At 65.3% G+C, this 11,824-nt stretch carries 10 protein-coding genes; 4 read left to right on the top strand and 6 right to left on the bottom strand.

What is annotated here, in order from left to right:
* Positions 1-157: 157 nt before the first annotated feature.
* Positions 158-1,132: a zinc-binding dehydrogenase gene (locus Q0O95_RS11105; protein WP_293698508.1), complete on the top strand. Its 975-nt coding sequence runs from the start codon at positions 158-160 to the stop codon at positions 1,130-1,132.
* 139 nt (positions 1,133-1,271) lie between these two features.
* Here Q0O95_RS11105 and Q0O95_RS11100 read toward each other — a convergent pair whose 3' ends face one another.
* Positions 1,272-1,730 (bottom strand): GNAT family N-acetyltransferase, encoded by a 459-nt coding sequence (locus Q0O95_RS11100; RefSeq protein WP_293698506.1) that lies wholly within the window; start codon positions 1,728-1,730, stop codon positions 1,272-1,274.
* A 213-nt stretch (positions 1,731-1,943) separates the two neighbouring features.
* Between Q0O95_RS11100 and Q0O95_RS11095 the strand changes: the two genes are divergently transcribed.
* A complete protein-coding gene (locus Q0O95_RS11095) occupies positions 1,944-3,965 on the top strand; it encodes an acyltransferase family protein (protein WP_293698503.1) in 2,022 nt (673 codons plus the stop codon).
* 115 nt (positions 3,966-4,080) lie between these two features.
* Here Q0O95_RS11095 and Q0O95_RS11090 read toward each other — a convergent pair whose 3' ends face one another.
* From Q0O95_RS11090 to rfbB, 4 genes are read right to left on the bottom strand one after another with little or no spacing between them, the layout of a single operon-like run.
* Complete coding sequence (locus tag Q0O95_RS11090; protein ID WP_293698501.1) at positions 4,081-5,061, bottom strand: glycosyltransferase family 2 protein; 981 nt, start codon at positions 5,059-5,061, stop codon at positions 4,081-4,083.
* The gene (locus Q0O95_RS11085) at positions 5,037-6,164 is read right to left on the bottom strand and encodes a glycosyltransferase (protein ID WP_293698499.1); all 1,128 of its coding nucleotides are present in this window, start codon (positions 6,162-6,164) and stop codon (positions 5,037-5,039) included. The genes Q0O95_RS11090 and Q0O95_RS11085 overlap by 25 nt, the downstream gene beginning before the upstream one ends.
* The gene (gene rfbD, locus Q0O95_RS11080; RefSeq protein ID WP_293698510.1) at positions 6,133-7,008 is read right to left on the bottom strand and encodes a dTDP-4-dehydrorhamnose reductase; all 876 of its coding nucleotides are present in this window, start codon (positions 7,006-7,008) and stop codon (positions 6,133-6,135) included. The genes Q0O95_RS11085 and rfbD overlap by 32 nt, the downstream gene beginning before the upstream one ends.
* Positions 7,009-7,010: 2 nt before the next feature.
* Positions 7,011-7,997: a dTDP-glucose 4,6-dehydratase gene (rfbB, locus tag Q0O95_RS11075; protein WP_293698496.1), complete on the bottom strand. Its 987-nt coding sequence runs from the start codon at positions 7,995-7,997 to the stop codon at positions 7,011-7,013.
* Positions 7,998-8,132: 135 nt separating this feature from the next.
* Between rfbB and Q0O95_RS11070 the strand changes: the two genes are divergently transcribed.
* The gene (locus Q0O95_RS11070; RefSeq protein ID WP_293698494.1) at positions 8,133-10,208 is read left to right on the top strand and encodes an acyltransferase family protein; all 2,076 of its coding nucleotides are present in this window, start codon (positions 8,133-8,135) and stop codon (positions 10,206-10,208) included.
* Here the strand turns inward: Q0O95_RS11070 and Q0O95_RS11065 are convergent.
* Positions 10,205-11,119 carry a glycosyltransferase gene (locus Q0O95_RS11065; protein WP_293698493.1) on the bottom strand — a complete coding sequence of 305 codons (915 nt, stop codon included), beginning with the start codon at positions 11,117-11,119 and terminating at the stop codon, positions 10,205-10,207. The genes Q0O95_RS11070 and Q0O95_RS11065 overlap by 4 nt on opposite strands.
* Before the next feature lie 112 nt (positions 11,120-11,231).
* Here Q0O95_RS11065 and Q0O95_RS11060 point away from each other — a divergent pair.
* On the top strand, positions 11,232-11,824 hold a 593-nt coding region (locus tag Q0O95_RS11060; RefSeq protein ID WP_293698490.1), incomplete at its 3' end, for a sugar nucleotidyltransferase.

Genomic DNA, 11,824 nt, shown 5'->3' with positions numbered 1-11,824 from the left:
CAGCGCTGAAAAGTGCAGCAGAGCGAGGGGCGGAATGGACTATCCATTCCGCCCCTCGCCACAGCGTCAGTTGCAGCGCATCGCAGAAGAGGCTGCGGCGAAGAGCGCAGCCTGATTGGATGGAGGTGTCGCAAAGACACCAACGGAGGGAACCCGGATGCGCGCCGCACTCGTCGTCTCACAGAACGCCCACGAACCGCTCGAGGGTCTGCAGCTCGAGCACGACCATCCCGCTCCCGAAGCGGTTCCGGGTCACACGGTTGTGCGGGTGAAGGCGGCCAGCCTCAACCCCCACGACCTGTGGACACTGCGCGGCGTCGGGCATCCTGCCGACCGCGTTCCCATGATTCTCGGCTGCGACGGTGCAGGCGTGACCGATGACGGCCGTGAGGTCGTGCTGCATCCTGTCATCGGTGATGCAGTTCGCGGAGGGGGAGATGTCACGCTCGACCCGGGGCGTGCCCTGCTGTCGGAAACTGTCGACGGAACGCTCGCCGACCTCATCCTGGTGCCGGATGAGCTGCTGCTCGACAAACCGGAATCGGTCTCGTTCACCGACGCGGCGTGTCTCGGTATCGCGTGGGGCACGGCCTACCGGATGCTGTTCACGAGGGCCGCAGTGCGCCCCGGCGACACCGTGCTGGTGCAGGGCTCATCCGGTGGGGTCTCCAGCGCCGCCATCGCACTCGCGAGAGCAGCCGGCGCCACAGTCTTCGCAACTTCTCGCACGGAGGAGAAGCGACAGTTCGCGCTCGAACAGGGGGCTCACGAAGTGTTCGAGAACGGGGCCAGACTGCCGCGCAAGGTCGATGTCGTCGTCGAAACCATCGGCGAGGCGACTTGGGGGCACAGCCTTCGCAGCGTGCGGCCGGGTGGCACCGTCGTCCTGTGCGGCGCTACGACGGGCGCTATGCCACCGGCAGAACTGAACCGCGTCTTCTACCAGCAGCTCAGCATCATCGGCTCGACCGCGTGCACGCGCGATGAATTCGCCAGGCTGCTTGAGCTTCTTGGCCGCACGGGCATCAGGCCCAGCACGGAGACCCTGAGTTTCGACGACATCCCGGCGGGGATGCAGCGCCTGATCGACGGGGACATTCTCGGCAAACTCGTGGTCGATTTCGACGCATGAGCAGCGCCCCGCACGAAGCTGGGCCCAAACATCGGTCTATACGAAGTGCCGGCCTTCTATACGGTGCCGACCGCTGACATAGACCGATTTTCTAGCCCTGGAGAACGGTGGATGTTGGGTGCGAGCTGCCGGGAGTTGGTCAGCCGGCCAACGGCATGCGGCCGACGACTTCGCCGAACTCGTTTTCGCCGATGACTTCGAATCCGACGTGGCGGAAGAACGCGTCAGGGCCGTCTTCCCCGCCCTCCCACATCGAGTAGAGGTTCTCCGCACCACGGTTGCGGCCCTCTTCGGCGATCTTCTCGACGGCGAAGCGACCGACGCCCCTCCCCTGCGCCTCGGCGGCGACGTTCATGCGCAGGATCAGCGCCTTGAACTCCTCCCGGGTGGATTCGGTATCGAACGTGGCCATGATGAATCCGACGAGCTCATCGCCGGAGTAGACAACGCGGGGCCAGGCGGTGTTCTGATTGACGTATGCTTCCGCAATCGAGTTCGATACGGGTGCTACGAACTGTTCCTGGCCGGGCTTGAGAGTCAGGTTGTTGGCTTCAACGACATTCCTGGCGTTGAGCTCTTCGAGTCGTAGTGCATCCATGAAGCCACGTTACCAGGATGCGCACAGTAGGAGGAGAGGTCGTGGCTAAGAACACTCCATGAAGAACGGGTGACCGGGAGGTTTCCTGCGCGCTCGACTTTGCATCCCACGCAGGTACAATGTATCGGGCTCATCCGCGCATTTGCGCTGGCCGTCGCGCGCAGCGCATGCCCAAGCTCAGTGTTGGGTTCCACTCCACCCCACGAAACCCGCATGAACTCATCACCAACGAAACGTCGCCACGAGATCGAAGGTCTGCGCACGGTCGCAGCCGTGCTCGTCATGGTCTATCACGTGTGGGTCGGGCGCGTCTCCGGCGGCGTCGACGTCTTCTTCGTCGTCACGGGCTTCTTCATAACGCTGCTGATTCTGCGCCAGATCGAAGCGGGCAGAGTTACGCCCGTCCAGTTCTTCGGACGGTTGGTGAGGAGGCTCATGCCTGGCGCTGCCGCAGTGCTGGTTTTCGTCGGGCTCATCACCGCTCTTTTTGCGCCGACCGCGCTGCAGAGGAGAGGCTTCGAAGAGATCATCGCCTCCGCCCTTTCCGTCGAGAACCTGTATCTCGCGTTCAACGCGGTCGATTATCTGAACGCGGAAGATCCGTCCACGCCGGCGCAGCACTTCTGGGCGATGTCGATCCAGTCGCAGTTCTACGTTCTGTGGCTGCTGGTCGGGCTCCTTGTTCTTCTGCTCGTCAGGGTGTTCTCCACTCATCCCAAACGCACCATGATGTGGGTCGTGCTGGGCGTTTTCGTCGTTTCGCTCGGGCTTTCCGTGTGGCAAACGCACGTTGAACAGCCGTTCGCGTACTTCGTTCCCTGGACGCGCATGTGGGAGTTCGCGATCGGCGCCTTCGTCGCGATGCTCGGGTCACGGATTCACCTGCGCGGTGCAGCAGCCGGCATTGCGTCGTGGCTGGCGCTGATAGCGCTCGTGCTCACGGGCGCCGTCCTTCCCGTCGAGACGGGATTCCCGGGTGTCATCGCTGCAGTACCCGCGCTCGCGGCTGCCATGATCCTCGTCAGCACCCGCGACCAGGAGCGCTGGTGGGCCGGCACGAGGGTGCTGGCCTGGAAGCCCTTCGTGTGGCTGGGGTCGATCGCGTTCGGCATCTACCTGTGGCACTGGCCGCTCCTCGTGCTCTACCGCTACTGGCGCGGGCTCGACGGCGTCCCCGGTCTGCTCGGCGGTTCCGCCATCATCGTGGGCAGTATCGTTTTGGCGTACCTGACGAAGAAGCTGCTGGAGGAGCCGCTGCAGGGCGGCTGGCAGCGGGAGGGGAAACCGCAACGCGTCGTCGCGGGAGTGCTCGTCGTGGCGTGGGCGGCATCCGTCGGCATCCCCGTCGCGGCGTTGACGGCCCAGCACCACCATCAGCAGCAGCTGGAGGCGTACGAGCCCACGAGCGAGGAACTCGCGGCGTGCTGGGGATACGGAGAGCTGACACAAGATGCGGGAGCGTGCGAGAGCATCCTGGCGGGCGAACCGATCGTGCCGGATCGTGAGCTCGCTGCGAATGACCACCGCTGGGCGTACGACTGCGTGAATCGGTACAGCGACTGGGATCTCCTCACCTGCGAGTTCGGGGAGGACGACGCGGAGGTCCGGGTCGCGCTGATGGGCAACTCGCACGCCGCGACGATGCTGCCCGATTTCGCCGGTCTCGCGGAGCAGCGCGGTTGGCACATGACGACGCTCGTCGGGCAGAACTGCGTCTGGCTCGCGACGGCGGAAGACGAGCAGTGCGGAACCCGGTGGTACGAGCAGGAGGAGCTGCTGCTCGGCGACGACCCGTTCGACGTCGTCATCGTCACGGGCAACGCTGCGCAGGGGGAGAAGCCCGACACCTCCGACACCGTGGCGCAGCAGTTGCCGAGGCTCGTCGCAGCGGGATCCGAGGTCATCGTGCTGGAGGACAACCCCCGCATGAGCTACCCCCAGCAGACATGCCTGCTGGAAGCGCCAGAAGAGGCGCTCACGATCGGCGAGTGCGACACGACGGTCGAGACCGGTTACGACTACATCGACCCGTACTTCGACATCGGCCTCGAGACGGATGGCGTCAGGGTCATCGAGACCCGCGACCTGTTCTGCTCCGACGGTGTGTGCCCCGTGATCATCGGCAACGTGATCGTCTACATGGATCGCCATCACATCACGGCCACCTACTTCCAGACCGTCTTCCCTGAGGTTGTCAATCGCATCGAGCTGGAGAGCCTGATCCTTGCGGCTTGAACGCGCGCCACTAGCCGGAATGCCGTTCAGCTAAGGGCAGTTCGAGACGGTTTTTACTGGTGTAGACGGCGTCTAGACCGATAGGAACCGTCTGAACCCCGAACCGATGGATGCGCTAGCGTCGCTCCAGCAAGTCCCTTGCGGCCTCCGCAGCGCCCCGGCCGAACCGCGAGTATCGGCCGTACGCGAAGCCCCGGAGCACTGCCGGAACACGCCCGGGAATCCACCCCGGGAGCCCCGCCCTGGTGCGTTCGTGTCGCGCCTTCTCGACGAGCAGCCACCGGATTGCCGTGTCGCCGAGCCGACGGTCGAATGCGGCCTGCGCGAGCGTCGTCGCTCTGAGCGCCTTCCTGCGATGCGCGCCGGAATCGGGCTGCCGCAGCATCCGCAGTTTGTCCAGCGGGCTCATCCGCCGGGCACCGACCTCGTTGCCGCCGTGCTGCCGGTAGTCGGTGAGTGCTTCCGGTACGAGCCGCAGCCCGCCGTCGATTGCCGCGAGCATCGCGAACCACTCGTCGTGCAGCCAGCCTTCCGGAATCGGCAGCGCGCCCCGCGCGAAGCCGCCCCGCATGACGGTCGTCGCTCCCGTGACGAGATTTCTGCGCAGCAGCACGGCGAGTGCATCCCCGTGCTCCAACTGCTCGAGCTCCCATGACGAGGCCTCGAGCGAGGTCAGCAGTGTCGAACCCAGGGGCCGTAGTTCGCTGTCGACGAGCCGAGCATCCGAGTGCACGAGCCGTGCCTCGTCGAGATGCGGGACCAATCGCGCCAGTCGCTCGGGGTGCCACACGTCGTCCTGGTCGCTGAGCGCGACGACGTGACCCGTCGTTGCCGCGACCGCGTCGGCGAAGTTCTCGCGCACACCGAGCCCGGGGCTGTGTTCCCGCACGACCAGCTCGACACCGGAGTCCGCGACGACAGCGCGAGCGATGCCGACCGTGTCGTCGGTCGACTCGTCGTCACCGAGCACGATTTCGTGCACCGGCAGCGACTGCTGCAGAATGCTGCGCAGCTGCTCCTCGATGAACCGAGCGCCGTTGTGCGTGCAGAGCGCAACGCTGATGCGCCGGTCTACAGATCCGCGTGGAACTGCCATACCTGCTCCGCAGCCATCCGCCAGTCGTAGAGGCGCACTCGATCGCTTCCGAGCGCAGTGAGTTCAGCGGCGAGTCCGTTCTCCTCCAGCACGCGCCGCAGGCCCTCCGCGATCGGGCGCGAAAGGTCGCCGTCGGGGGAGGGGCTGACCGAGATCGCGGCACCGTTCGAGACTTCGTCGAGCGAGGGCGTCGCGATGTGCACGACGGGGCATTCGAGTTTGAAGGCGGCCAGGACGGGCAGCGCGAAGGCGTCGTTGCGGCTGATGTGCACGAGCGCGCTGGCACGGCTCAGCACGACCGCGAGGTCGGCGTCGTCGAGTTCGCCGACGGGCCAGTAGCGGGCGGGCGGGATGCCGGCTTTGACGGCCATCGCCGACAGGGTCTCGTCGTCCCAGGCCACGGGTCCCACGACGACGATCGGGATATCCGGCATGGCGGAGTCGGCGAGCAGCTTCACGAGATCCTCGCCCGTGCTCTGCGCCGACTGCTGCGTCATGACGACCGCGAAGCGCTCCGGCAGCGTCATGAGTTTCGCCCGCTCATTCGCGTTGTCCGGCAGGACGAGCGAGTCGGCGACACCGCCGGCGATGACACGGATGCGGCCCCGGAAGTCGAACATCTCACCCAGTTCGTTGGCAACCGCGTAGGTCGGCACGACAATGCCGTCGGCATGCTTCCAGGCCCGTTTGATCGCTTTCTCGAACCAGCGATCCTTGGCCGTGCTGCGGTCGGAGACCGCGGAAGCACTGTGCACCGTCACCACCATCTGACCGCTGTCTTGGTCGATCCGTGCTCGCAGCGGAGCGAACAGGCTCGTCGAGTGCACGAGCCCCGACAGGGGGAAGGTCGTGAACGAGTGCAGCCAGGCTTCGCGCATTTCGCGTGCGGGAAGCCTCGCGTGCTCGAGATCCTGGAGGCCGGGGAACAACTCGTGGATGCGGGCCTCGCGTTCGGCAGAGATCGCGGCGGTGAAAGCGCTCACCCCGATCTCGTCCGGCGCCGTCTGGATCAGGGCGCGCGTTATCTCTTCGCCGTACCATGCCAGCGGCGTGCGTGTCTGGCCACCGACGTCATCGAGGATCACTCGTAGTGCGGTCGTCACCTGGGTTCCCTTCTGCGAGCGCGCCCATCCGTGCAAGCTCTCGCCTGAGGGCATCCTCCCACAGCGCGGGTGCGCGAATCGTGCGGATCGCCGAATGATCGAGCACGCTGAAGGCCGGCCGGGGCGCCGGCCTCGGGAACTCGGCAGACGTCACCGGCAGAACGCGCTCTGGATCGAGCCCTGCGAGAGCGAATGTTGCGCGCGCCAGCCCGTGCCAGGTCGTCTCTCCCGTGCACGTCGCGTGGAAGGTGCCGCGTCGGATGCCCGCGTCCAGCAGCGCCAGGATGCTCGCCGCCGCTTCTGTCGTGGACGTCGGCTGGCCGCGCTGATCCGTGACGACGCTGACGGTTTCCCGCTCGTCAGCAAGGCGGAGCATCGTCGTGACGAAGTTGCGGCCGTGCATGCCGTAGAGCCATGCGACGCGCACGATGACGGTCTCCTCGTGCGCTGCGAGCGCGAGCGATTCGCCGGCGGCTTTCGTACGCCCGTATGCGCCCAGCGGGCTCAGCTCGGCGTCCTCGCGGTACGGGTTGGTCGCGGTGCCGTCGAAGACGTAATCGGTCGAGATCTGTACGAGCACCGCTCCTGCAGCGTGCGCTGCGAGCGCCAGATTCTGTGCGCCGGTCGCGTTGACGGCGTAGGCGGCCCGCTCGTTCGACTCCGCTTCGTCCACGGCGGTGAAAGCAGCACAGTTGATGACGGCGTCGAATCCGGCGACGGCCGCACGGCAGGCAGCTGCGTCCGTCACATCGAGCTCGGCGCGCGTCAGACCGACGAGTTCGTGGTCACCGCGTGCTGCCAGGATGTCGCGGGCGAGCATCCCGCCGGCCCCCGTCACGAGCATTCTCACGGCAGACGGGCCCTGTCTCTGAGCGGCTCCCACCACGAGCGATTGTCGCGATACCACTGCACGACCTCCGCAAGCCCTCGTTCGAACGGCACGCGCGGCCGATACCCGAGTTCTTCTGTGATCTTCGTGATATCGACCGAGTAGCGCAGATCGTGACCCTTGCGGTCGGCGACGGGCTCGATGAACGACTCGTCGCGCCCTGTCGCCTCCAGCAGCATCCGAGTGAGTTCACGGTTGCTGAGTTCCGTGCCACCGCCGATGTTGTAGATTTCGCCGGCCCGGCCCGACTCCAGGACGAGCGCGATGCCGGCGCAGTGGTCGTCGACGTGCAGCCAGTCGCGTACGTTGCGACCGTCGCCGTAGAGCGGCACGCTGCGGCCGTCGATCAGATTCGTGACGAAGAGCGGGATGAGTTTCTCGGGGAAGTGGTACGGGCCGTAGTTGTTCGAGCACCTCGTGATGCTCACGTGCAGGCCGTGCGTGCGGTGGTACGAGCGCGCGAGGAGATCGCTGGCGGCCTTCGACGCCGCGTAGGGGCTGTTGGGTTCGAGAATGTGGTCTTCCGGCCAGGAGCCCTCCTCGATCGAACCGTAGACCTCATCCGTCGAAACGTGCATGAAGCGAGCGACACCGTGCCGGAGCGCGGCATCCAGCAGGCGTTGCGTTCCTGCGACGTTCGTGTCGACGAACACGGAAGCGTCCAGCACGGAGCGATCCACGTGGCTCTCGGCGGCGAAGTGCACGATCGCATCGACACCGGGAAGCACACGGTCGAGCACAGCGGTGTCGAGGATGTCACCGCGCACGAACTCGAAGCTCGCCGAGTCGCGCACCGGCTCGAGATTGGCGAGATTGCCGGAGTAGGTGAGCGCATCCAGTACCGTGACGTGCGCTCCGGCAAGATGCGGATACGTGCCCTCGATCGCGCGACGAACGAAGTTGGAGCCGATGAATCCGGCACCACCGGTTACGAGTAGCTTCACGGAAACTGCCTTCTCGTCGAGCGATGAGGGGCTCTGACGGTCGTCGTATCGAGATCTGCAAGCATTATCGCACTGGGCAAGCGGCGCGGGCTCCGTGCGGTATCGTGAGCTGCTGCCCCTGCGAAAGTTTCTCCCGTGACACAGCCCCAAGAACAAGCGAAACGGTTTCGCCCCGAGATCGAGGGCCTCCGGTCGGTTGCGTTCGTGCTCGTCGCCGTCTATCACGTCTGGTTCAACCGGGTCTCGGGCGGCGTCGACGTCTTCTTCGCGGTCTCGGGATTCCTCATTACGCTCACGCTGCTCGGGCACGTCCGCCGGTACGGCACGATTCAGCCGCTGACCTATCTCGCGAGGCTCGCGACACGACTGCTGCCGGCGGCGACGGTCGTCTGCATCGTCGTATTCATCTGCACCGTCATCCTCAGACCCCTTGCGCTGTGGCAGGACACCTTCGACCAGATCATCGCTTCGATGTTCTACTGGGAGAACTGGTACCTCGCCTGGAACTCCGTCGACTACCTGGCCACCGATCAGTCGAGGTCGCCGCTGCAGCACTTCTGGGCGATGTCGATCCAAGGGCAGTTCTACGTCCTGTGGCTCCTGCTGTTCCTCGTGGCCGTCCGGATCGGAAGAGGGTCGGAACACGGCACAAGGCGTATCGTGACGGGGGTCATCGCCGTGCTCGTGCTGGCGTCCTTCGCGTGGTCGATCGTGCAGACGCAGCAGCATCAGCAGTTCGCCTACTTCAGCACGCTGACAAGGGTGTGGGAGTTCGGGGCCGGCGCACTCCTCGCGCTGCTCATCCATCGCGTGCGCATGCCGAGCGCGCTCGCGGGAGCACTGAGCTGGCTGGGTCTTGCCGTCCTGGTGTCCATCGGCTTCCTGCTGCCCGTCGGGGATGTCTTCCCCGGCTGGGTCGCCGCGCTTCCCGTGCTCGCAGCGGTCGCCGTCATGGTCGCGGGTGAGAACGGTGCGAAGTGGGGCGCCAATGCGCTGCTCGCGACGCGCCCGTTCGTCTGGATGGGCGGCTTCGGATACGGCTTCTACCTCTGGCACTGGCCCGTCATGATCTTCACGCTGACGGTGCTGGGGCGCACGGAAGTCGGCTTCTTGACCGGGCTCGGCATCCTGGGGTTGTCGTTCGTGCTCGCCTACCTGACCGTCCGTCTTGTGGAGCGGCCGCTCGCCGACTTCCGCGCATCCAAACGCGCATTCACGCGCAGAACCGTGACCGCTGTCGCCGTCGTCTCCGCTGTGGCAACCGGCGGGCTCGGGTTCGTCGGCGACGCTCTCGTCGCGCAGCGCACCGCCGCCCAGGCCCAGGAGCGATGGGAAGTCCAGACGGAACCGTGCTTCGGAGCGCTCGCCCTCCATGATGAGGAGAACTGCGAAGAGGACGTTTCGGCCCCCGTGCTGCCGAAGACTCCGGGTAATGACTCCGGCAGGATCTTCGCCGACGACTGCCATACTCGGCCGACGGGAACGGAGCTCAAGCCCTGCTCGTGGGGCGACAGGAACGGCACCGTCAGAATCGCGCTTGTCGGCAATTCGCACGGCGCCGTGTGGTTCCCCGCGCTGCGGGCGCTTGCCGACCAGCACGGATGGCAACTCGACACCTTCAACAAGGCCTCCTGCAGTTTCAACACGACGGGGCGCCAGGAGAACAACCAGGATGTGCGGGAAACCTGTCTCGACTGGATCGCAGACCTGCTGGAGCATTTCGGCTCGATCGAGCCGTACGACTTCATCTTCACCTCGGCATTCGCTGGCAACAGCAACTTCATCGACCCCGCGACGGGCGAGATGAGCCTCGAAGCCGGTGTCGCCGGCTACCGCGAGGCGTGGCAGTGGCAGATCGAACGCGGCACGCAGATCATCGTCATGCGCGACTATCCCATGACGACGAACGAGACGATCGAGTGCTCACGACTGCAACCTCGCGCCCCCTGTTTCACTGAGCTGGCCGAGATGCAGACACCACTCGGGCAAGACGTCATAGCGCAAGCCGCGCTCCAGGTCGAAGGCGCCTGGCTCGTCGATATGACGCGCTGGTTCTGCCTCGACGGCGTGTGCCCGGGCGTCATCGGCGACGTCCACGTCTACCGCGATTACCATCACTTCACCGAGACCTACGGGATGAGTCTCGCGATCCCGCTCGAACTCGAACTCAGGGAGCAGTCGCCGATTCCTGACGACGCCTTCGAATCCTAGAACAGGCCCGAGGCGATAAGCGCCTGCAGGATGCGGCGGTCGCGGGGTCGGCGTCGCAGCTCGCCCGACATCCTGGTCAGGGCGAGATGCGATGCCCTGGAAGGCTGAGCGAACGCATCCGCGAGCTCGGCAAGATCACTGTCGTCATGCGCGGCGTCGGCTGCGAGCCGAGCGATCGTGGTGCACTGACTGCGGAACTCGCCGCTGAAGAGTCGCTTCGCACGCTTCCGCGCGTGCGAGATGCCGACGTTCGCCCCTATCACGTTGCCACCGTGCTGGCGATACGCCATCGTCGGGTCGGGGTCGATGAACCACGAGTACCCGAGTGCCCGCGCCACCGCGTAGACGAGCCAGTCGTGGGCGGGGGCGTGCGGCAGCAGCGGATGATCGCGCACCGACCCGATGACGTGATCGAAAGCCTCCCTGCGGAGCAGGAACGTGCATCCCGGGCCGCCGCTCTCGCACAGGTAGTCGAACCGACGCTGCGGCTGCGACTTCCTGATCACCTGCGAAGGGCGATCGCGATAGAACGCGATGACGTCGCTCGAGACGGCATCCGCACGCTGCAGCGATGCCCACTGACGCGCGAGCTTGTTCGGCAACCAGATGTCATCCTGGTCGACGAAGCCGACGGCATCGGCATCCGCGAGGTCGGCGTGCAGCGCGAGCCTCAAGAAGTTTCGCGGGGCGGTGCCGCCGCGACCCTCGCGGATGATCGTGACCCGATCATCCCGGTCGGCGAACGCGTCCATCCACTGCCTCGTGCCGTCCGTGGAGTCGTCATCCGAAGTGAAGAGCAGTACTTCGACATCCTGCTGCTGCAGGATCGACATGACCTGCGCCTCAATGAATTCCCGGCCGTTGTGCGTCGCCATGAGCAGGGCGATCCGGGGTATTGGGGCATGGGTCACCCCTAGATGCTACCCGTCGACTCTTGGAATGCGGTTTGAGCGATGAAAGCACGCGGTGTCCGGCGGCGATCCGCTCGTTGGTAGGCTGAGCACTGCATGGAAGGAGACGCGGATGCGCGGCATCATCCTCGCGGGCGGCACCGGCACGCGACTCTGGCCCATCACCAAGGGCATATCGAAACAGCTCATGCCCATCTACGACAAGCCGATGATCTATTATCCGCTGTCGACGCTCATGATGGCCGGCATCGACGAGGTGCTCATCATTACGGCGCCGGAGCACACAGACCAGTTCAAGAGCCTCTTCGGTGACGGTTCGCAGCTGGGCATTTCGATTCGCTATGCGGAGCAGCCGGAGCCGGACGGGCTCGCCCAGGCCTTCATCATCGGCGAGGACTTCATCGGTGACGAATCGGTTGCGCTCGTACTGGGCGACAACATCTTCCACGGCACGGGCCTGGGCGGGAGCCTGCGCGAATACGTCGACATCGACGGCGGCCTGATCTTCGCTTACCACGTCGCGAACCCGAGCGCCTACGGTGTCGTCGAATTCGACCGCGACATGCAGGCGGTATCGATAGAGGAGAAACCCGAGTTCCCGAAAAGCCGCTTCGCGGTGCCGGGGTTGTACTTCTACGAGAACAGCGTCATCGAAGTTGCGAAGAGCATTGCGCCCTCTGCACGAGGAGAACTCGAAATCTCGAG

It is taken from the genome of uncultured Agrococcus sp., assembly GCF_945915485.1.
Taxonomy (GTDB): Bacteria; Actinomycetota; Actinomycetes; order Actinomycetales; family Microbacteriaceae; genus Agrococcus.
This window is presented reverse-complemented; position numbering and strand designations above follow the sequence as displayed.

What these genes read in the sequence shown, in the direction of transcription:
- Q0O95_RS11105 (WP_293698508.1), top strand. Translation starts at nt 158, where the DNA reads ATGCGCGCCGCACTCGTCGTCTCACAGAACGCCCACGAACCGCTCGAG.
- Q0O95_RS11100 (WP_293698506.1), bottom strand. Translation starts at nt 1,730, where the DNA reads ATGGATGCACTACGACTCGAAGAGCTCAACGCCAGGAATGTCGTTGAA.
- Q0O95_RS11090 (WP_293698501.1), bottom strand. Translation starts at nt 5,061, where the DNA reads ATGGCAGTTCCACGCGGATCTGTAGACCGGCGCATCAGCGTTGCGCTC.
- rfbD (WP_293698510.1), bottom strand. Translation starts at nt 7,008, where the DNA reads ATGCTCGTGACGGGGGCCGGCGGGATGCTCGCCCGCGACATCCTGGCA.
- Q0O95_RS11095 (WP_293698503.1), top strand. Translation starts at nt 1,944, where the DNA reads ATGAACTCATCACCAACGAAACGTCGCCACGAGATCGAAGGTCTGCGC.